Source organism: Streptomyces sp. CA-210063 (genome assembly GCF_024612015.1).
In the GTDB taxonomy this organism is placed as follows: domain Bacteria; phylum Actinomycetota; class Actinomycetes; order Streptomycetales; family Streptomycetaceae; genus Streptomyces.
In genome coordinates this window covers 4,037,469-4,059,658 of the sequence record NZ_CP102512.1, presented here as the reverse complement: position 1 = coordinate 4,059,658, position 22,190 = coordinate 4,037,469, and the positions used below count along the sequence as shown (strand labels likewise).

The 22,190-nt window shown below is 67.6% G+C and carries 12 protein-coding genes; 11 read left to right on the top strand and 1 reads right to left on the bottom strand.

Annotated features, from left to right (window positions below; translation table 11 throughout):
* Positions 1 to 3 precede the first annotated feature (3 nt).
* The 11 genes from rplJ (at position 4) to JIX56_RS17315 (ending at position 19,077) form a co-directional block, all read left to right on the top strand.
* On the top strand, positions 4 to 534 hold the full coding sequence (gene rplJ, locus JIX56_RS17365) for a 50S ribosomal protein L10 (protein WP_257541717.1): 531 nt from the start codon (positions 4 to 6) through the stop codon (positions 532 to 534).
* 112 nt (positions 535 to 646) lie between these two features.
* Positions 647 to 1,030, top strand: coding sequence for a 50S ribosomal protein L7/L12 (rplL, locus tag JIX56_RS17360; RefSeq protein WP_257541715.1), 384 nt, complete (start codon positions 647 to 649; stop codon positions 1,028 to 1,030).
* A 646-nt stretch (positions 1,031 to 1,676) separates the two neighbouring features.
* On the top strand, positions 1,677 to 5,162 hold the full coding sequence (gene rpoB / locus JIX56_RS17355) for a DNA-directed RNA polymerase subunit beta (protein WP_257541713.1): 3,486 nt from the start codon (positions 1,677 to 1,679) through the stop codon (positions 5,160 to 5,162).
* 94 nt (positions 5,163 to 5,256) lie between these two features.
* Positions 5,257 to 9,156 carry a DNA-directed RNA polymerase subunit beta' gene (locus JIX56_RS17350; protein WP_257541711.1) on the top strand — a complete coding sequence of 1,300 codons (3,900 nt, stop codon included), beginning with the start codon at positions 5,257 to 5,259 and terminating at the stop codon, positions 9,154 to 9,156.
* Positions 9,157 to 9,333: 177 nt separating this feature from the next.
* Positions 9,334 to 9,876, top strand: coding sequence for a DUF1707 and DUF4190 domain-containing protein (locus JIX56_RS17345; RefSeq protein ID WP_257541709.1), 543 nt, complete (start codon positions 9,334 to 9,336; stop codon positions 9,874 to 9,876).
* 400 nt (positions 9,877 to 10,276) lie between these two features.
* Positions 10,277 to 10,648: a 30S ribosomal protein S12 gene (gene rpsL, locus JIX56_RS17340; protein ID WP_003948652.1), complete on the top strand. Its 372-nt coding sequence runs from the start codon at positions 10,277 to 10,279 to the stop codon at positions 10,646 to 10,648.
* Between the two features lie 2 nt (positions 10,649 to 10,650).
* A complete protein-coding gene (gene rpsG, locus JIX56_RS17335) occupies positions 10,651 to 11,121 on the top strand; it encodes a 30S ribosomal protein S7 (RefSeq protein WP_003992340.1) in 471 nt (156 codons plus the stop codon).
* A gap of 39 nt (positions 11,122 to 11,160) precedes the next feature.
* Positions 11,161 to 13,287 carry an elongation factor G gene (gene fusA / locus JIX56_RS17330; RefSeq protein ID WP_257541707.1) on the top strand — a complete coding sequence of 709 codons (2,127 nt, stop codon included), beginning with the start codon at positions 11,161 to 11,163 and terminating at the stop codon, positions 13,285 to 13,287.
* A gap of 143 nt (positions 13,288 to 13,430) precedes the next feature.
* Complete coding sequence (tuf, locus tag JIX56_RS17325) at positions 13,431 to 14,624, top strand: elongation factor Tu (RefSeq protein WP_257541705.1); 1,194 nt, start codon at positions 13,431 to 13,433, stop codon at positions 14,622 to 14,624.
* A gap of 195 nt (positions 14,625 to 14,819) precedes the next feature.
* Positions 14,820 to 17,906: a glycosyl hydrolase 115 family protein gene (locus JIX56_RS17320; RefSeq protein WP_257541703.1), complete on the top strand. Its 3,087-nt coding sequence runs from the start codon at positions 14,820 to 14,822 to the stop codon at positions 17,904 to 17,906.
* A 127-nt stretch (positions 17,907 to 18,033) separates the two neighbouring features.
* A complete protein-coding gene (locus JIX56_RS17315; RefSeq protein ID WP_257541701.1) occupies positions 18,034 to 19,077 on the top strand; it encodes an endo-1,4-beta-xylanase in 1,044 nt (347 codons plus the stop codon).
* A gap of 98 nt (positions 19,078 to 19,175) precedes the next feature.
* Here the strand turns inward: JIX56_RS17315 and JIX56_RS17310 are convergent, their stop codons facing one another.
* Positions 19,176 to 22,190, bottom strand: coding sequence for a poly(A) polymerase (locus tag JIX56_RS17310; RefSeq protein ID WP_257541699.1), 3,015 nt, complete (start codon positions 22,188 to 22,190; stop codon positions 19,176 to 19,178).

Below are 22,190 nucleotides of genomic sequence, written 5' to 3'. Positions count from 1 at the left end.
TCTATGGCAAGGCCCGACAAGGCTGCCGCGGTGGCCGAGCTCGCGGAGCAGTTCCGTAGCTCGAACGCCGCCGTGCTGACCGAGTACCGGGGTCTCACCGTGGCGCAGCTCAAGACGCTGCGTCGTTCGCTCGGTGAGAACGCCCAGTACGCCGTGGTGAAGAACACGCTGACCAAGATTGCGGCCAACGAGGCCGGGATCTCGACGCTCGACGACCTGTTCAACGGTCCGACGGCAGTCGCCTTCGTCACCGGTGACCCGGTGGAGTCGGCGAAGGGTCTTCGTGACTTCGCCAAGGACAACCCGAACCTCGTCATCAAGGGCGGTGTCCTTGACGGCAAGGCGCTGTCCGCCGACGAGATCAAGAAGCTTGCGGACCTCGAGTCCCGCGAGGTTCTGCTCTCCAAGCTGGCGGGTGCCTTCAAGGGCAAGCAGTCCCAGACTGCTCAGCTCTTCCAGGCGCTTCCGTCGAAGCTCGTCCGCACCGTGGACGCTCTTCGCGCCAAGCAGGACGAGCAGGGCGGTGCCGAGTAACTCGGCTCGCGAAATGACCGCCGCCTGAGGCAGCGGTCGTAGCGGGCCGAACGTACGCCCGCCAGACATGTACCTACCGGCACCAGCCGAATTAGTGGAAGGATCGCCCACCATGGCGAAGCTCAGCCAGGAAGACCTGCTCGCGCAGTTCGAGGAGATGACCCTCATCGAGCTCTCCGAGTTCGTGAAGGCCTTCGAGGAGAAGTTCGACGTCACCGCCGCCGCGGCCGTCGCCGTTGCCGGCCCGGCCGCCACTGGCGCCCCGGCCGAGGCCGAGGCCGAGCAGGACGAGTTCGACGTCATCCTCACGGGTGCCGGCGACAAGAAGATCCAGGTCATCAAGGTCGTGCGTGAGCTGACCTCCCTGGGCCTGAAGGAGGCCAAGGACCTCGTGGACGGCGCCCCGAAGCCCGTCGTCGAGAAGGTCGCCAAGGAGGCCGCCGAGAAGGCTGCCGAGTCCCTCAAGGCCGCCGGCGCCTCCGTCGAGGTCAAGTAAGGCCTCGCTGGTCCGCCAGCTCTCCTGGATCCGAGAGGATCCCTGCGAGACAGTTCTGAGACGAGTGTCAAAAACTCGTTCGAGGCTGTAACGCGAACGTACTGAAGGGCGATCACCCAACTGGGTGGTCGCCCTTCGGCGTTCCGGGACGTCGAGTGACGGCTGCCTTGCACTGTGGGTGGCGACGAGTATGGTGATCTTCGTCGTGCCTCCGAAGCCCCAGGTGACGAGCCGCGAGTGACGATCGCGGTACCGGGATCGGGCATGAGGGGCCTTGACGAACCGCACGCAGCGCGCAATTCTCAGGACGCGTCGTGACACCGATCCGAACTCCGAGGCATGGATCGACGACGAAGAGGGCAGTATCAACGTGCATTGAGGGCGTGGGCTTGCGCAGGTGTCGAGAACAACGAGGGTCTCAGGAAACCCGCACTGGACATCAGTGTGCCAATTGGCTACACTGACCCTTTGCGCTGCCTGTTAGCTGTCCCCTGCCCGTCACCAGGGGCATGCCCTCGCTTGAGCATCGACGAACAGACCATTCCTGACCTGGCTTTTCAGTCAGTTCAGGAACAGCCTGCTCTCTTTGCGCAGGAGAGGGGCCGGTACGCGCGTAGTGAGTCCGAGCCCTCGGAAGGACCCCCTCTTGGCCGCCTCGCGCAACGCCTCGACCGCGAATACGAACCCCGCTGCCAGCACCGCCCCGCTGCGCATCTCTTTTGCAAAGATCAAGGAGCCTCTCGAGGTTCCCAACCTGCTCGCGCTGCAGACCGAGAGCTTCGACTGGCTGCTCGGCAACACCGCCTGGCAGAGTCGGGTCGAGGAGGCTCTGGAGAACGGACAGGACGTCCCCACCAAGTCCGGTCTGGAGGAGATCTTCGAGGAGATCTCCCCGATCGAGGACTTCTCCGGGTCGATGTCGCTGACCTTCCGTGACCACCGCTTCGAGCCGCCGAAGAACAGCATCGACGAGTGCAAGGACCGCGACTTCACGTACGCGGCTCCGCTCTTCGTCACGGCCGAGTTCACCAACAACGAGACCGGTGAGATCAAGTCCCAGACGGTCTTCATGGGCGACTTCCCGCTCATGACCCACAAGGGCACCTTCGTGATCAACGGCACCGAGCGTGTCGTGGTGTCGCAGCTGGTGCGCTCGCCGGGTGTCTACTTCGACTCCTCCATCGACAAGACGTCCGACAAGGACATCTTCTCCGCCAAGATCATCCCGTCCCGGGGTGCCTGGCTGGAGATGGAGATCGACAAGCGCGACATGGTCGGTGTGCGTATCGACCGCAAGCGCAAGCAGTCCGTGACCGTCCTCCTCAAGGCACTCGGCTGGACCACCGAGCAGATCCTGGAGGAGTTCGGCGAGTACGAGTCCATGCGCGCCACCCTGGAGAAGGACCACACCCAGGGCCAGGACGACGCGCTGCTCGACATCTACCGCAAGCTGCGTCCGGGCGAGCCCCCCACGCGTGAGGCCGCGCAGACGCTCCTCGAGAACCTGTACTTCAACCCCAAGCGCTACGACCTCGCGAAGGTCGGCCGCTACAAGGTCAACAAGAAGCTGGGTGCGGAGGCTCCGCTCGACGCGGGCGTCCTGACCGTCGAGGACGTCATCTCGACGATCAAGTACCTGGTGAAGCTGCACGCGGGCGAGACCGAGACGGCCGCCGACAACGGCCAGACGATCGTCGTCGAGACCGACGACATCGACCACTTCGGCAACCGTCGTCTGCGCAGCGTCGGCGAGCTCATCCAGAACCAGGTCCGTACGGGTCTGGCGCGTATGGAGCGTGTCGTCCGCGAGCGGATGACGACTCAGGACGTCGAGGCGATCACGCCGCAGACCCTGATCAACATCCGGCCGGTCGTCGCCTCCATCAAGGAGTTCTTCGGCACCAGCCAGCTGTCGCAGTTCATGGACCAGAACAACCCGCTGTCGGGTCTCACCCACAAGCGCCGTCTGTCGGCTCTTGGTCCGGGTGGTCTCTCCCGTGAGCGGGCCGGCTTCGAGGTCCGTGACGTGCACCCGTCCCACTACGGCCGTATGTGCCCGATCGAGACGCCCGAAGGCCCGAACATCGGTCTGATCGGTTCGCTCGCCTCCTACGGCCGCGTCAACGCGTTCGGTTTCGTGGAGACGCCGTACCGCCGGGTCACCGACGGTGTCGTCACCGACGAGGTCGACTACCTGACGGCCGACGAAGAAGACCGATTCGTCATCGCGCAGGCCAACGCCACCCTCGACGAGGGAATGCGGTTCGCCGAGAACCGTGTCCTGGTCCGCCGCCGTGGTGGCGAGGTCGACTACGTCGCCGGTGACGACGTGGACTACATGGACGTCTCGCCGCGCCAGATGGTGTCGGTCGCGACCGCCATGATCCCGTTCCTCGAGCACGACGACGCCAACCGTGCCCTCATGGGCGCGAACATGATGCGTCAGGCCGTGCCACTGATCAAGTCCGAGTCCCCGCTCGTCGGCACCGGCATGGAGTACCGCTCCGCCGTCGACGCCGGCGACGTGGTCAAGGCAGAGAAGGCGGGTGTGGTCCAGGAGGTCTCCGCGGACTACATCACCACCGCCAACGACGACGGCACGTACATCACGTACCGCCTGGCCAAGTTCGCCCGCTCCAACCAGGGCACCTCGGTCAACCAGAAGGTCATCGTCAACGAGGGCGACCGGATCATCGAGGGCCAGGTCCTGGCCGACGGTCCGGCCACCGAGAACGGCGAGATGGCGCTGGGCAAGAACCTGCTCGTGGCGTTCATGCCGTGGGAGGGTCACAACTACGAGGACGCGATCATCCTGTCGCAGCGCCTCGTACAGGACGACGTCCTCTCCTCGATCCACATCGAGGAGCACGAGGTCGACGCCCGTGACACCAAGCTCGGCCCCGAGGAGATCACCCGGGACATCCCGAACGTCTCCGAGGAGGTCCTCGCCGACCTCGACGAGCGCGGCATCATCCGTATCGGTGCCGAGGTCGTCGCCGGTGACATCCTCGTCGGCAAGGTCACGCCGAAGGGTGAGACCGAGCTGACGCCGGAGGAGCGCCTGCTCCGCGCGATCTTCGGTGAGAAGGCCCGTGAGGTCCGTGACACCTCGCTGAAGGTGCCGCACGGCGAGATCGGCAAGGTCATCGGCGTCCGCGTCTTCGACCGCGAGGAGGGCGACGAGCTGCCGCCCGGCGTCAACCAGCTGGTCCGTGTGTATGTTGCGCAGAAGCGCAAGATCACCGACGGTGACAAGCTGGCCGGCCGTCACGGCAACAAGGGTGTCATCTCGAAGATCCTTCCCATCGAGGACATGCCGTTCCTCGAGGACGGGACTCCGGTCGACATCATCCTCAACCCGCTCGGTGTGCCGTCCCGAATGAACCCGGGACAGGTCCTGGAGATCCACCTCGGCTGGCTCGCCAGCCGCGGCTGGGACGTCTCCGGCCTCGGCGAGGAATGGGCGCAGCGGCTGCAGGTCATCGGCGCCGACGCCGTCGCTCCCGGCACCAACGTCGCGACCCCGGTCTTCGACGGTGCCCGCGAGGACGAGCTGACCGGTCTGCTGCAGCACACCATCCCGAACCGCGACGGCGAGCGCATGGTGCTTCCGTCCGGCAAGGCCCCGCTGTTCGACGGCCGCTCGGGTGAGCCCTTCCCGGAGCCGATCTCGGTCGGCTACATGTACATCCTGAAGCTCCACCACCTGGTCGACGACAAGCTGCACGCCCGGTCGACCGGTCCGTACTCGATGATCACCCAGCAGCCGCTGGGTGGTAAGGCCCAGTTCGGTGGCCAGCGCTTCGGTGAGATGGAGGTGTGGGCGCTGGAGGCTTATGGCGCCGCGTACGCCCTCCAGGAGCTGCTGACCATCAAGTCCGACGACGTCACCGGCCGCGTGAAGGTCTACGAGGCCATCGTCAAGGGCGAGAACATTCCCGAGCCCGGCATCCCCGAGTCCTTCAAGGTGCTCATCAAGGAGATGCAGTCCCTGTGCCTCAACGTGGAGGTGCTGTCCTCGGACGGCATGTCCATCGAGATGCGCGACACCGACGAGGACGTCTTCCGCGCTGCGGAGGAGCTTGGCATCGACCTGTCCCGGCGTGAGCCGAGCAGCGTCGAAGAGGTCTGACGGGAGTTCGGAGGCCTTCGTGATGAAGGCCTCCGGCCCCAGGACCCCCGTATCAGACCCCATGACTTACAACCCTGAGAGGGATTGACGCATAGTGCTCGACGTCAACTTCTTCGACGAGCTCCGGATCGGTCTGGCTACCGCTGACGACATCCGTCAGTGGAGCCACGGCGAGGTCAAGAAGCCCGAGACGATCAACTACCGCACGCTCAAGCCCGAAAAGGACGGACTCTTCTGCGAGAAGATCTTCGGTCCGACCCGGGACTGGGAGTGCTACTGCGGCAAGTACAAGCGTGTCCGCTTCAAGGGCATCATCTGTGAGCGCTGTGGCGTCGAGGTCACGCGCGCCAAGGTGCGCCGTGAGCGGATGGGCCACATCGAACTGGCCGCTCCCGTCACCCACATCTGGTACTTCAAGGGCGTTCCGTCGCGGCTGGGCTACCTGCTCGACCTCGCCCCGAAGGACCTGGAGAAGGTCATCTACTTCGCGGCGTACATGATCACGTACGTCGACGACGAGCGCCGTACCCGCGACCTGCCGTCGCTGGAGGCCCACGTCTCCGTCGAGCGTCAGCAGATCGAGAACCGTCGCGACGCCGACCTCGAGGCCCGCGCCAAGAAGCTCGAGACCGACCTGGCCGAGCTCGAGGCCGAGGGTGCCAAGGCCGACGTGCGCCGCAAGGTGCGTGAAGGTGCCGAGCGGGAGATGAAGCAGCTGCGTGACCGTACGCAGCGCGAGATCGACCGTCTCGACGAGGTGTGGACCCGGTTCAAGAACCTCAAGGTCCAGGACCTGGAGGGCGACGAGCTCCTCTACCGCGAGCTGCGTGACCGCTTCGGCACGTACTTCGACGGTTCGATGGGTGCCGCGGCGCTGCAGAAGCGCCTGGAGTCCTTCGACCTGGACGAGGAGGCCGAGCGCCTCCGCGAGATCATCCGTACCGGCAAGGGTCAGAAGAAGACCCGTGCGCTGAAGCGGCTGAAGGTCGTGTCTGCCTTCCTGCAGACCTCCAACAGCCCCAAGGGCATGGTCCTCGACTGCGTCCCGGTCATCCCGCCGGACCTCCGCCCGATGGTGCAGCTGGACGGTGGCCGCTTCGCGACCTCCGACCTGAACGACCTGTACCGCCGTGTGATCAACCGGAACAACCGACTGAAGCGGCTTCTCGACCTCGGCGCGCCCGAGATCATCGTGAACAACGAGAAGCGCATGCTCCAGGAGGCCGTCGACGCGCTGTTCGACAACGGTCGTCGTGGCCGTCCGGTCACCGGTCCCGGTAACCGCCCGCTGAAGTCCCTCAGCGACATGCTGAAGGGTAAGCAGGGTCGATTCCGTCAGAACCTGCTCGGCAAGCGTGTGGACTACTCCGCGCGTTCCGTGATCGTCGTCGGTCCGCAGCTGAAGCTGCACCAGTGCGGTCTGCCGAAGGCGATGGCGCTGGAGCTCTTCAAGCCGTTCGTGATGAAGCGTCTGGTCGACCTGAACCACGCGCAGAACATCAAGAGCGCCAAGCGCATGGTGGAGCGCGGCCGCACGGTCGTGTACGACGTCCTCGAAGAGGTCATCGCCGAGCACCCGGTGCTGCTGAACCGTGCTCCCACCCTGCACCGCCTCGGCATCCAGGCCTTCGAGCCGCAGCTGGTCGAGGGCAAGGCCATCCAGATCCACCCGCTCGTCTGCACCGCGTTCAACGCGGACTTCGACGGTGACCAGATGGCCGTGCACCTGCCGCTCTCCGCGGAGGCGCAGGCCGAGGCCCGTATCCTGATGCTGTCCTCGAACAACATCCTCAAGCCCGCCGACGGCCGTCCGGTGACGATGCCGACCCAGGACATGGTCCTCGGTCTGTTCTTCCTCACCACCGACGGTGAGATGCGGGACGTCAAGGGCGAGGACCGCTCGTTCTCGTCGGTCGCCGAGGCGATCATGGCGTTCGACGCCGGCGAGCTCTCGCTGCAGTCGCGCGTGGACATCCGCTTCCCGGTGGGCACCATCCCGCCGCGCGGCTGGACCCCGCCGGTGCGCGAGGAGGGCGAGCCGGAGTGGCAGCAGGGTGACAGCTTCACTCTGAAGACCACGCTGGGCCGCGCGCTCTTCAACGAGTTGCTGCCGGAGGACTACCCCTTCGTCGACTACGAGGTCGGCAAGAAGCAGCTCTCCGAGATCGTCAACGACCTCGCCGAGCGCTACCCCAAGGTCATCGTGGCGGCGACGCTCGACAACCTGAAGGCGTCCGGCTTCTTCTGGGCGACCCGTTCCGGTGTCACCGTGGCCATCTCCGACGTCGTCGTTCCCGAGGCGAAGAAGGAGATCGTCAAGGGCTACGAGGCGCAGGACGAGAAGGTCCAGAAGCAGTACGAGCGTGGTCTGATCACCAAGGACGAGCGCACGCAGGAGCTCATCGCGATCTGGACCAAGGCGACCAACGAGGTCGCCGAGGCGATGAACGACAACTTCCCGAAGACCAACCCGATCTTCATGATGGTGAACTCGGGTGCACGAGGCAACATGATGCAGATGCGTCAGATCGCCGGTATGCGTGGTCTGGTGTCGAACGCGAAGAACGAGACGATCCCGCGTCCCATCAAGGCCTCGTTCCGCGAGGGTCTGTCCGTGCTTGAGTACTTCATCTCCACGCACGGTGCCCGTAAGGGTCTGGCGGACACCGCCCTGCGTACCGCCGACTCGGGTTACCTGACCCGTCGTCTGGTGGACGTCTCGCAGGACGTCATCATCCGCGAGGAGGACTGCGGCACCGAGCGCGGTCTGAAGCTGCGGATCGCCTCGAAGGACGAGACCGGTGTCCTGCGCAAGGCCGAGGACGTCGAGACCAGCGTCTACGCCCGCATGCTCGCCGAGGACGTCGTCATCGACGGCAAGGTGATCGCGCCGGCCAACGTGGACCTGGGCGACGTGCTCATCGACCAGCTCGTGCACCACGGTGTCGAGGAGGTCAAGACCCGCTCGATCCTGACCTGTGAGTCCAAGGTCGGCACGTGCGCCATGTGCTACGGCCGCTCCCTGGCCACCGGCAAGCTGGTCGACATCGGTGAGGCGGTCGGCATCATCGCCGCCCAGTCCATCGGTGAGCCCGGTACCCAGCTGACGATGCGTACCTTCCACACCGGTGGTGTGGCCGGTGACGACATCACCCAGGGTCTGCCGCGTGTCGTCGAGCTCTTCGAGGCCCGTACCCCGAAGGGTGTCGCCCCGATCTCCGAGGCCTCCGGCCGCGTGCGGATCGAGGAGACCGAGAAGACCAAGAAGATCGTCGTCACCCCGGACGACGGCAGCGACGAGATGGCCTACCCCATCTCGAAGCGTGCCCGTCTGATGGTCAGCGAGGGCGAGCACGTCGAGGTGGGCCAGAAGCTCACCGTGGGTGCCACCAACCCGCACGACGTGCTGCGCATCCTGGGCCAGCGTGCCGTCCAGGTCCACCTGGTCGGCGAGGTCCAGAAGGTCTACAACTCGCAGGGTGTGTCGATCCACGACAAGCACATCGAGATCATCATCCGGCAGATGCTCCGCCGGGTGACGATCATCGAGTCCGGCGACGCCGAGCTGCTGCCCGGTGAGCTGGTCGAGCGCTCGAAGTTCGAGACCGAGAACCGTCGTGTGGTCCAGGAGGGCGGTCACCCGGCCTCCGGTCGTCCGCAGCTGATGGGTATCACCAAGGCCTCGCTGGCGACGGAATCCTGGCTGTCGGCCGCCTCCTTCCAGGAGACGACCCGAGTCCTGACGGACGCGGCGATCAACGCCAAGTCCGACAGCCTCATCGGCCTCAAGGAGAACGTCATCATCGGTAAGCTCATCCCGGCCGGTACGGGTCTGTCCCGCTACCGCAACATCCGGGTCGAGCCGACCGAGGAGGCCAAGGCCGCGATGTACTCGGCCGTCGGCTACGACGACATCGACTACTCGCCGTTCGGCACGGGCTCCGGCCAGGCCGTCCCGCTGGAGGACTACGACTACGGTCCGTACAACCAGTAGGCGAACAGCTGTTGTCGCTTGAGTTGAGGGGCGGTCACCTTTCGGGTGGCCGCCCTTCGGCGTTTGTTCGGGTGTTCGGTGTGGCAGAACCGCAACACACCTGAGGCGGGGAACCGATGCCGCGGGCCGTGCGTTGCAGCATCATGGAGGAACAACCAGTCCGGGGGAGTGTTTCTCGTGTCGAACCCGTCGTGGCAGCCCGTGCCGTGGCAGCAGGCGCAGGGCAGTAGTCCTTCGCTGCTGGCCGCACACGCCGATCGTGAGCGTGCCGTCGATGTCCTCAAGGCGGGCTTCAGCGAGGGCCGCCTTCCGCAGGACGAGTACGAGAGGCGCGTCGAGAGGGCCTACAAGGCCCGTACGGTGGGCGAGCTGGCCCTGTTGGTCGCCGACCTGCCGCAGGGGCCTTCGTCGATGCAGCCAGGGGTCACGATGGCCCCCATGGTGCCGAGAACGTTCATGCCGGCCCCGCCGCCGGTTCCGGCCACCAACGGCAAGGCCGTCGGCGCGATGGTCTGCGGCGTGCTCACCACCATGACGATGGGGCTGACCGGCATTCCGGCCGTGATCCTCGGCCACACCGCCCGCGCCGAGATCAGGCGCACCGGTGAGGGCGGCGAGGGCTTCGCCCTGGCCGGCCTCATCCTGGGATGGCTCTCCGTGGCGGGCTGGGCGGCCTTCCTGGCCCTCCTCATGCTGCTGGAGCTGTCGGCTTCCAGCTGACCACCGGGGCGGCGCCCTGAGAGGGGCGCAGCCCCTCCAGGGGCGCGGGGCTGTATCGATCTGCGGCTCCGCCGCGTGGGCGCGAGCAACCACACCCGCGGTCGCCATCCGACCGTCCGGAGCTACGGAGAAGGGGCGCCCGGCCCCAGCCCAGCGCAGCGGCCACCCATTTGTTTTGACCGTAGCGAATGAGGTAGGTACGCTCAGACCTTGTGCCTGGGGTGTGCCCTGGCTCCCGTGCGTGCCTTCACACCGCATAGGGGGAGCCGTAAGCGGCCACCGCAATCTGCGCCCTTTCTGCCTCGCGGCGGGAGTCTGCAGTTTCGACACACCCGACCGCGTGGGTCGGCGAATGTTTCAGGTTAGCTTCACCATTCGGCACACAGAAACCGGAGAAGTAGTGCCTACGATCCAGCAGCTGGTCCGGAAGGGCCGGCAGGACAAGGTCGAGAAGAACAAGACGCCCGCGCTCGAGGGTTCGCCCCAGCGCCGCGGCGTCTGCACGCGTGTGTTCACGACCACCCCGAAGAAGCCGAACTCGGCCCTGCGTAAGGTCGCGCGTGTGCGTCTGACCAGCGGGATCGAGGTCACCGCTTACATTCCGGGTGAGGGACACAACCTGCAGGAGCACTCCATCGTGCTCGTGCGTGGTGGCCGTGTGAAGGACCTGCCGGGTGTTCGCTACAAGATCATCCGCGGTTCGCTTGACACCCAGGGTGTCAAGAACCGCAAGCAGGCCCGCAGCCGCTACGGCGCCAAGAAGGAGAAGTAAGAATGCCTCGTAAGGGCCCCGCCCCGAAGCGCCCGGTCATCATCGACCCGGTCTACGGTTCTCCTCTTGTCACATCGCTCATCAACAAGGTGCTGCTGAACGGCAAGCGCTCCACCGCCGAGCGCATCGTCTACGGCGCCATGGAGGGCCTGCGTGAGAAGACGGGCAACGACCCGATCATCACGCTGAAGCGCGCTCTGGAGAACATCAAGCCGACCCTCGAGGTCAAGTCCCGCCGTGTCGGTGGTGCGACGTACCAGGTTCCGATCGAGGTCAAGCCCGGTCGTGCCAACACGCTCGCGCTGCGCTGGCTGGTCGGTTACTCCCGCGCCCGTCGCGAGAAGACCATGACCGAGCGTCTGCTCAACGAGCTTCTCGACGCGTCCAACGGCCTCGGTGCCGCTGTGAAGAAGCGCGAGGACACCCACAAGATGGCCGAGTCCAACAAGGCCTTCGCGCACTACCGCTGGTAGTCGCTACCCCCATCGAGACCGAGAGAAGACTGAAGCCTTATGGCTACCACTTCACTTGACCTGGCCAAGGTCCGCAACATCGGGATCATGGCCCACATCGACGCGGGCAAGACGACCACCACCGAGCGGATCCTCTTCTACACCGGCGTCAGCTACAAGATCGGTGAGGTCCACGACGGCGCCGCCACCATGGACTGGATGGAGCAGGAGCAGGAGCGTGGCATCACGATCACCTCTGCTGCCACCACCTGTCACTGGCCGCTCGAGGACAACGACTACACGATCAACATCATCGACACCCCCGGGCACGTCGACTTCACGGTCGAGGTGGAGCGTTCGCTCCGCGTCCTCGACGGTGCCGTCACGGTGTTCGACGGTGTCGCGGGTGTCGAGCCGCAGTCCGAGACGGTGTGGCGTCAGGCCGACCGTTACGGCGTGCCGCGCATCTGCTTCGTGAACAAGCTGGACCGTACCGGCGCCGAGTTCCACCGCTGTGTGGACATGATCTCGAGCCGCCTGGGTGCCGTCCCGCTCGTCATGCAGCTGCCGATCGGCGCCGAGATGGACTTCAAGGGCGTTGTGGACCTGGTCCGCATGAAGGCGCTCGTGTGGTCCGCCGAGGCCGCCAAGGGCGAGATGTACGACGTCGTCGACATCCCGGCCACGCACACCGAGGCTGCCGAGGAGTACCGCGGCAAGCTGGTCGAGGCCGTCGCGGAGAACGACGACGAGATCATGGAGCTGTTCCTGGAGGGCCAGGAGCCCACCGAGGAGCAGCTGTACGCCGCGATCCGTCGCATCACCATCGCGTCCGGCAAGTCCGACGGCGTCACGGTCACCCCGGTGTTCTGTGGTACCGCGTTCAAGAACAAGGGCGTCCAGCCCCTGCTCGACGCGGTCGTGCGCTACCTGCCGACCCCGCTCGACGTCGAGGCCATCGAGGGCCACGACGTCAAGGACCCCGAGGTCGTCGTCAAGCGCAAGCCGTCGGACGACGAGCCGCTGTCCGCGCTGGCGTTCAAGATCATGAGCGACCCGCACCTCGGCAAGCTCACCTTCGTCCGGATCTACTCCGGTCGCCTGGAGTCCGGCACCGCCGTGCTGAACTCCGTCAAGGGCAAGAAGGAGCGCATCGGCAAGATCTACCGCATGCACGCGAACAAGCGTGAGGAGATCGAGTCGGTGGGCGCCGGCGACATCGTCGCCGTCATGGGCCTGAAGCAGACCACCACCGGTGAGACGCTGTCCGACGACAAGAACCCGGTGATCCTGGAGTCCATGGACTTCCCGGCGCCGGTCATCCAGGTCGCCATCGAGCCCAAGTCCAAGGGTGACCAGGAGAAGCTGGGTGTCGCCATCCAGCGTCTCGCGGAGGAGGACCCCTCCTTCCAGGTCCACTCGGACGAGGAGACGGGCCAGACCATCATCGGTGGTATGGGCGAGCTGCACCTCGAGGTGCTGGTCGACCGTATGCGCCGTGAGTTCAAGGTCGAGGCCAACGTCGGCAAGCCGCAGGTCGCGTACCGCGAGACGATCCGCAAGGCCGTCGAGCGCGTGGACTACACCCACAAGAAGCAGACCGGTGGTACCGGTCAGTTCGCCAAGGTGCAGATCGCGATCGAGCCCCTCGAGGGCGGCGACACGTCGTACGAGTTCGTGAACAAGGTGACCGGTGGCCGTATCCCGAAGGAGTACATCCCTTCGGTGGACGCCGGTGCGCAGGAGGCCATGCAGTTCGGCATCCTCGCCGGGTACGAGATGACGGGCGTCCGTGTCACGCTTCTCGACGGTGCCTACCACGAGGTCGACTCCTCCGAGCTCGCGTTCAAGATCGCCGGATCGCAGGCCTTCAAGGAGGCCGCGCGCAAGGCGTCCCCCGTGCTCCTTGAGCCGATGATGGCCGTCGAGGTCACCACGCCCGAGGACTACATGGGTGAGGTCATCGGCGACATCAACTCCCGCCGTGGTCAGATCCAGGCCATGGAGGAGCGGGCCGGTGCCCGCGTCGTGAAGGGCCTTGTGCCCCTCTCGGAGATGTTCGGCTACGTCGGAGACCTCCGTAGCAAGACCTCGGGTCGCGCAAGCTACTCGATGCAGTTCGACTCCTACGCCGAGGTTCCGCGGAACGTCGCCGAGGAGATCATCGCGAAGGCCAAGGGCGAGTAACACACCCCGTTTACACGCTTTAGGCTTGACACCGACCGCCGGGACTCACCCGGCAAGGGGACACCCCGGCGGGCGGCATCCCAGCAAAGATCACCTGGCGCCGATGAGTAAGGCGTACCAGAACCACTCCACAGGAGGACCCAGTGGCGAAGGCGAAGTTCGAGCGGACTAAGCCCCACGTCAACATCGGCACCATCGGTCACATCGACCACGGTAAGACGACCCTCACGGCCGCCATTACCAAGGTGCTGCACGACGCGTTCCCGGACCTGAACGAGGCCTCGGCCTTCGACCAGATCGACAAGGCTCCCGAGGAGCGTCAGCGCGGTATCACGATCTCGATCGCGCACGTCGAGTACCAGACCGAGACGCGTCACTACGCCCACGTCGACTGCCCCGGTCACGCGGACTACATCAAGAACATGATCACGGGTGCGGCGCAGATGGACGGCGCCATCCTCGTTGTCGCCGCCACCGACGGCCCGATGCCGCAGACCAAGGAGCACGTGCTCCTGGCCCGCCAGGTCGGTGTTCCGTACATCGTCGTCGCCCTGAACAAGGCCGACATGGTGGACGACGAGGAGATCCTGGAGCTCGTCGAGCTCGAGGTCCGTGAGCTGCTCTCCGAGTACGAGTTCCCGGGCGACGACCTGCCGGTCGTCAAGGTCTCCGCGCTCAAGGCCCTTGAGGGCGACAAGGAGTGGGGCCAGTCCGTCCTCGACCTGATGAAGGCCGTCGACGAGAACATCCCGCAGCCCGAGCGTGACGTCGACAAGCCGTTCCTGATGCCGATCGAGGACGTCTTCACGATCACCGGTCGTGGCACCGTCGTCACCGGTCGTATCGAGCGTGGTGTCCTCAAGGTCAACGAGACCGTCGACATCGTGGGCATCAAGCAGGACAAGACCACCACCACGGTCACCGGCATCGAGATGTTCCGCAAGCTGCTCGACGAGGGCCAGGCCGGTGAGAACGTCGGTCTGCTCCTCCGTGGCATCAAGCGCGAGGACGTCGAGCGCGGCCAGGTCATCATCAAGCCCGGTTCGGTCACGCCGCACACCGAGTTCGAGGCCCAGGCCTACATCCTGTCCAAGGACGAGGGTGGCCGCCACACGCCGTTCTTCAACAACTACCGCCCGCAGTTCTACTTCCGTACGACGGACGTGACCGGCGTGGTGACCCTCCCCGAGGGCACCGAGATGGTCATGCCCGGCGACAACACGGAGATGAAGGTTGAGCTCATTCAGCCCATCGCCATGGAAGAGGGCCTGAAGTTCGCCATCCGTGAGGGTGGCCGGACCGTGGGCGCCGGCCAGGTCACCAAGATCACCAAGTGATCTTGAACTGACCCGGTAGGTCTCTGGAGAGGCCCGTACGACTTCGGTCGTACGGGCCTCTTCGCTGTGCGGGGACGGGGCATCCGCAGTGCGGGCTTCGAAACTATTCGACGGTGACGACCCATTCCCCCCGCCGGTCACTCCCTTCACTATTTGTCATGCCGCTGAGCAAATACCGGGGTGGAGGGGTGTGTCATGTCTGGGTACGTCAGCCGTAGGGCCGTGCTCGGTGCCGGGGTCGCCGCGGTGCCGGTGTGGTCGACGCAGGCCGGGGGCGCGTGGGCGGAGTCCGACTCGGGGGCCACCGACCTGAGGGCTACGGATCCGGGGGCGTACATCTCCTTCTCGCCCGTGGCGGGGGCGTTTGCGCTGGTCGGGGTCCCGGTCGTGGTCAGCCCCGAGGATCACCCCGGAGTCGTACGGGTCGCAGGGGATCTCCGTGACGACATCGAGCGGGTGACGGGTGTACGGCCGGGGGACGCGGTCGGGCCCGAGGTCGTGCTGGTGGGGACCATCGGCCGCAGTCCGCTGATCGACGGGCTGATCGCCGCCGGGAAACTGGACGTCGGCGGAGTGCGGGGGAAATGGGAGACCTCGCTGCAGACGGTCGTCGACCGGCCGATGCCGGGGGTGCGGCGGGCCTTCGTCGTCGCGGGCAGCGATCCGCGCGGCACGATCTTCGGCGCGTACGACGTGTCGTACGGCATCGGAGTCTCGCCCTGGTACTGGTGGGACGACGTGCCGCCGGTCCACCGGGACGCGGTGTACGTGCGGCCGGGCCGCTTCAGCCAGGGGACGCCGGCCGTGAAGTACCGGGGCATCTTCATCAACGACGAGAACCCGGCGCTCGGGACGTGGGCGCCGGCGTACTTCGGGCCCGGGAAGGCGCCCGGGCATCCCGGGGGCTTCAACGCCGCCTTCTGGGCCAAGGTCTTCGAGGTGTTGCTGCGGCTGAAGGGGAACTACGTCTGGCCGGCGGTGTGGGGGAGGGCCTTCGCGGAGGACGACCCGGAGAACCATGAGCGGGCTTCGGAGTACGGGATTGTCATGGGCACGTCTCATGAGGCGCCCATGATGCGGGGGATCGAGGAGTGGAACCGGCACGCGGTGCCCGGGCACGACCCGTACGGCGGGACGGGGGAGTGGTCGTACCGCCGTAACGCCGAGGCGATCAAGGCGTACTGGCGGGCCGGTATCCAGCGCATGGTGGACCAGGGCTTCGAGGGCGTGGTCACCCTCGGCATGCGGGGCAACGGCGACACGAGCCTCCCCGACGGTGACGGCATCGAGCTGATGAAGGAGATCATCGAGACCCAGCGGCAGATCATCGAGGAGGTGACGGGCAGGCCGGCCTCGGAGACCCCGCAGGTGTGGACGCTGTACAAGGAGGTCCAGCGGTACTGGGACCGGGGGTTGCGGGCACCGGACGATGTCACGGTCGTCCTCACCGACGACAACTGGGGGAACATCCGTAAGCATCCGGATCCGGGGGAGCCCGTACGCCGTGGGGGCTACGGGTTGTACTACCACTTCGACTACGTCGGCGTCGGGCGCAACTACAAATGGGTCGACACGGCGAACCTCGCGAACCTGTGGGAGCAGCTGCACGAGGCGGCTTCCTATGGGAATCGCGGGCTGTGGGTGGTGAACGTCGGTGATCTGAAGGGGAACGAGCTGCCGACCGAGTTCTTCCTCAACTACGCCTGGGATCCGTCGCGTTGGAAGCTGGAGAACCTGGAGGAGTGGGAGCGGGGGTTCGCGCGGCAGAACTTCGGGGCGGGCGCCGCCGCGGAGATCGCCGAGGTGCTGAGCGCGTACGGACAGCTTCAGGCACGCCGCAAGCCCGAGTTGCTCAACCGGCGGATCACGGTGGCCGAGGACACCGGTGAGGTCGTCTACGACGACCAGGAGACGCCCTTCTTCTTCGGCCACCGGGAGCTGGAACGCGTCACCGAGGAGTGGCGGGCGCTGGCGAAGCGGGCGGAGCGGGTGGCGAGGAGACTTCCGGCGGGCGCCCAGGACGCGTGGTTCGAGCTGGTCGGCTACGCGGTGCTGGCCACGGCGAACCTGTACGGGTTGCGGGAGGCGGAGTTCGAGAACCTGCTCTACGCCGGGCAGGGGCGGGCGGCGACGAACGGCCGGGCGGCGGCCGCCGAGGTGGGCCTGGAGCGGGACTTCGCGTTGGCCGACCGCTTCAACTCCGAGGTGGCGGGCGGGAAGTGGCGGGGCTTCCAGACCCAGCCGCACATCGGGTACGGGGACGTCGAGCGATACGGTCCGAACGCCGGGTGGCAGCAGCCGGAGAAGGACAACGTGGCGCTGCCGGACGAGATCTTCCCCAAGGTGCGGCGGATCGAGGTGCCGGAGGCCGCGGAGCTGGGGGTGGCGGTCGACGGGGCGGACGACTCGGGGGAGTGGTGGCCTCGCTCCACTGCGGAGGCGGTGCTTCCGGTGTTCAGCCCGTATCAGACGCGGCCGCAGCAGTACATCGAGGTGTTCAACCGGGGGCGTACGCCCTTCGAGTACCGGATCGAGGCGTCGGTGCCGTGGCTGGTGGTGGAGCGGTCGCGGGGGCGGGTGGAGGAACAGGTACGCGTCGAGGTCCGGGTGGATTGGGGACGGGTGCCGGGTGGTGGTCGGGCCGAGGGTTCCGTGACTGTGAGCGGTGCCGGGGCCTCGGTGACCGTCAAGGCCGTCGCGGAGAAGCCGTCGGCCCGGGAGGCGCGCGGGCTGCGGGGGTTCGTCGAGGCGGGCGGGTATGTGGCGATCGACGCGGAGCACTGTGCGCGGGCGGTGGGCTCGCGTGACGGCCGGGTCCGGTGGCGGCGGATCGAGCGGATCGGCCGTACGGGCGCGGGGCTGACGCCGTGGCCGGTGACGGCGCCCCGCCAGACCCCGGGGGGTGCCGGGCCTCGGCTGGAGTACGAGGTCGGCCTGCTGTCGGCCGGTGAGGTCACCGTCTGGGCGTACGTCTCGCCTCGGAATCCCGCGTTGGCGACGGGTGGTCTGCGGTACGCGGTGTCCTTCGGTGACGACACCCCGCGCACGGTCGACATCCACGCGGTGACGGGCGCGGACGACGGCCTGATGAACAAGCAGTGGGCGCGGAACACCTCGGACAACGTCAATGTCACCGCGACCCGTCACACGATCGGGCGGCCCGGGGTGCATCGCCTGACGTTCTGGATGGTCGATCCGACGGTGGTGCTGCAGCGCTTGGTGATCGACACGGGTGGGCTGACACCGACGTATCTGGGGCCCCTGGAGAGCCACCGGATCTGAGAGAGGACCACAGATGAGGCGCACGAACCTGAGGCACTCGAACCCGAGCCACACGAACTTGAGGCACTCGAACCCGAGCCATACGAAGCTGAGGCAGTCGAACCTGTGGCACACGAACCGCTTCCGGATGCCCGTGCTCGCGCTGGTCGCCGGGGCGCTGGTGGCCACGGGTGTGGCCGTACAGCCGGCCTCCGCGCACGGTCCGTCCTTGCGGACGCTCGCCGACCGGGCCGGCGTGCGCATCGGCACGGCCGTGGACATGACGGCCCTCGCGGACGACCGGACGTACCGCAGAACGACGGCGCGCGAATTCGATTCCGTGACCGCCGAGAACGTCATGAAGTGGGAGTCGGTGGAGCCGCAGCGCGGGGTGTACGACTGGAAACCCGCCGACGACCTCGTCCGCTACGCCCGCGCCCACGGCCAGGTCGTCCGCGGCCACACCCTGGTGTGGCACAGCCAGCTGCCGGGCTGGCTGACGGCGGGGGTGGCGGACGGGTCGATCGACGCGACCGAGCTGCGCGGCATCCTCCGCGACCACATCACCGCCGAGGTGAAGCGGTACAAGGGCCGGATCCAGCAGTGGGACGTGGTCAACGAGGTCTTCGAGGAGGACGGCAGCCTGCGGAACTCGATCTGGTTGCAGCAGCTCGGCCCCTCCTACATCGCGGACGCCTTCCGCTGGGCCCACGCCGCCGACCCCAAGGCCAAGCTCTTCCTCAACGACTACAACGTGGAGGGCGTCAACGCGAAGTCCACGGCGTACTACGACCTGGCGAAGGAATTGAAGGCCGCGGGCGTGCCGGTGCAGGGCTTCGGTATCCAGGGGCACCTTGCGATCCAGTACGGCTTCCCGGGGCAGGTCGCCGAGAACCTCGCCCGCTTCGAGGCGCTGGGCATGCAGACGGCGTTCACGGAGGTCGACGTCCGGATGATCCTGCCGGCGGACTCGGCGAAGCGCGCGACCCAGGCGAGCTATTTCCGGAGGCTGCTGGACGCGTGCCTGGGGGCGCGGAGTTGCAGGTCGTTCACGGTGTGGGGGTTCACGGACAAGTACTCGTGGGTGCCGGGGGTGTTCGACGGCCAGGGCGCGGCGACGCCGATGGATGAGGGGTATGGGCGGAAGCCGGCGTACGGAGCGCTGCGGGAGGGGCTGGCTGCGGGGCGCTGACCGGGCCAGGGGGCTTTGTCCCTCAGTGTCAGGTCGGTACGTCAGTGTCAGGTCGGTACGTCAGCGCAAGGTCGGTACGTCAGCGCAAGGTCGGTACGTCAGCGCAAGGTAGGCACCTCGCCTCCCTCCGCTCTCGTCAGGGTGACCCCCGCCAGTCCGCGCAGCCGGCGTTCGGCGACTGCCGCGAGGGGATCGGGGCCCGGTGGTGTGGAACCCAGGCCGATCGCGTAGCGGACGGGGTCCGTGGTGAAGGGGCGGGGCCAGGCGTGGCAGTCGGGGGCCACGGTCGCGAGGTCGGTGACGAGGGCCCGCATCCGTCCTCGTACCCGGCCCTCGTCCGCGACGCCCGGGCCCACCGTCAGGACCGCCCAGGCCGCGTGGCGGCGGTGCAGAGGGGGAGGCGAGAGCAGGTCGGGCCATGGATACGGGTCGGTGGTGGCGTCCAGCAACTCCCAGGCGCGGAACAGCTCTTGGGTGATGAGGTCACGCATACCCGGGGTGACCTGGTCGGTGCAGGGGCGTACGGGGGCGGAGGGCGTCGTGATGGTCAGGGAAAGGGGCTGACCGGCGCCGCCCACCAGTTCGCCCGCGGGTTCGCCCACCGGGACTTTCCAGTCCCAGGCTGCCCAGGTCGCGAAGAAGTGCCGTAGGAGATCGGCCGGTGGCAGATCACCGGCCTCGCTCGCCGTCCGCGCCGCCAGGACGGACCAGGCCAGGCCCGGCAGCCCGCCGAAGGGCGCCGAGTCCAGGCCTCGGGCCTTCGCCCAGGCCTTGACCTGCGTGGCCAGTCGGACGAAGGCCGACTCGTGGGCGCCCACGACGGCGAGCAGCGTGTCGGCGTCGCTCACCGCGCTGAGCGCGATCGCCGCCGCCTCGCCCAGCTCGGCCCGGCGGTCCACCGCCTCGGCGGGGTCCAGTGCGCCCGTGGCGACGACCGCGAGATCCACGTCCAGCCCGTCGACCCGCAGTCGCAGGCCGGGTACGCGTGCCCCGATCACCTCGCGCACGTCGGTCGCCTGGGGGATTTCCTTGCTCAACTTCAGCTGTACGGCGGTGAGTTCGGCCGTGCCGGGCAGCGCCGCGACCAGGTCCACATCAGCGCCGGGCAGGGCGCAGCCCAGGCGGCGGGAGCCGACGAGGTGGACCACGCCGTCGGGCAGGGCGGCGGCGATGTGGCGGAGGATGCGGTCGGTCGCGGCTGCCTCGGCTGTGCCTGCCCCCGCGCTCCCGGTTCCCGTGATGGCCTCGTGCCGGGCGTCCTCCCGTGCCCAGCGGATCTCTCCCGTCCCCAGCGTCACCGTCGCCCGTACCCGCATCGGCTCCTCCCCGCGCCGCGACAGCAGGGCCAGCTCGCCGATCCGGACCGGCATCGGGGCGAGCCGGGCCGCGCAGTCGGCGGCGAGGGCGTGGGGATCCGTGGTGCGGCCGAGGCTCAGGTGTGGGGTGAAGCCCGGGCGGCGGCCGCGGCAGTGGGGGAACACGTCTACGAGGGTCCGATGCAGCTGGGCCCAGGGCTCCTCGGCGTCGGCCGCGGGGTCGAGCCAGACCGTGGCGTCGTCCCGGTGGCCGAACCAGTCCACCCCCTCCAGCCGGGCGCCGAAGGGAGCCGTGGGGGCGGCGGCCAGCATGGCTGCCGCCTGCTCGAACATGTGCTCCGGTACGAATCCGAAGAGCAGGTTCACATGCGGGGGCCAGCGGTGGATCTGTGGGTCGTGGTCACGGCGGATGTCCTGGAGGGGCGGCCACAGGTCCTCGGGAGGCAGCCACGCGAGTGCCGTACGGGGCGTCGGCCGAGCGTCGAGGATGCGGGCGACGGCCGGCGCGTCCACGTGCCCGTCCCCGTTCCCGTACCCACCTCCGTCTCCGTCTCCATCCCCGTTCCCGTCCGTGTCCGTGTCCGTGTCCGTGTCCGTGTCCGTCGTCAGCTCGGCCAGCACCCCGTAGTGGTCGGAGATGAACAGGCCGTCCGCCGTGGGCCGGTCGCCGTACAACTCGGCCCGGAGCGCCCGCAGGCCGCCGCTCCCCGAGCGCAGCAGTACCCGGTCCAGTCGGGAGACCCGGCCGGTCAGGGAGGAGATGGCGGCCAACGGGTTGGTGCCGGGGTCGAACGTCGGTGTCGTGTCGTCGGCGCCGCGCGCCTCGCTCCAGGCGTCGCGCATCCCGAGCACGGTCTGCGGGGTGTCGCCGCCGTCGTTGAAGTCGCCCAGCAGGACCAGGTCGTCGTCCAGAGGTGCCAACCCGGCGGCGATGCGGGCCAGTTCGGCGGCCCGCCGGTCGGCGCCGCGCTCGGAGTGGTCGCTGCTGAGGTGGGTCGCGGCGATCACGAGGTGCCCGGCGTCCGTCTCCACGACCACGGCCGCCACCGCCTTGTGCGGGCCCAACGCGTGATACGCCGCCTCGCGGACCGGCAACCGGCTCAGGATCAGCAGCCCGCACGCGTCCACATCCCCGTCCCGGTCCCGGGGGTCCGTGCCGAGCGTCCAGCCCGCCCGTACCCATGGCTCCCGGCCCAGCATGTCCAGCAGCTCAGCCTCGACCTCCTGCAACGCGATCACATCAACGTCGGCGTCCCGCAGCGCCCGCAGCAGCAGCGGCCTGCGCCGGGCGCTCTCGACGCGGTCGGCGTCGTACCGGTCCCAGAGGGTGTTCCAGGTCAGCACCCGGACACCGCCGAGGCGAGCGGCGGACCCTTCCGGCCGTACGGCGGGCCCCTGGGGCTGAGCGGCGGAACCCCGAGGCTGGGCGGCTGAGCCCCTGGGCCGAGCGACGGCGCCTCCGGGCGGGCGCGCGGGCGCCCAGTCCTCGCCTTCGGGGTCCCAGACGTACGGCGTGCGGGCCGTGAAGAACGGCGCGCGCAGCCGCCGCGCCTCCCGTACGCGCCCGGCCTCCGTCGCGTCGATCCGGTCCACGCCCGTGGTCCGGTCCCACACCACCTCGCCGTCGGCCTCGAAGAAGAGCACCCGGTGCCACGGGATCTCGCCGCCCGGCACGAAGGCGGGCAGCGGGACACGCTTGGGGTCGGCGCCGCGCTGCATGACGCCCAGGACGAAGCGGGCCGGGTCGAAGCGGGCGTCCCAGCGCACCCGGTGATAGATCTCGTCGCTCGTACGCAC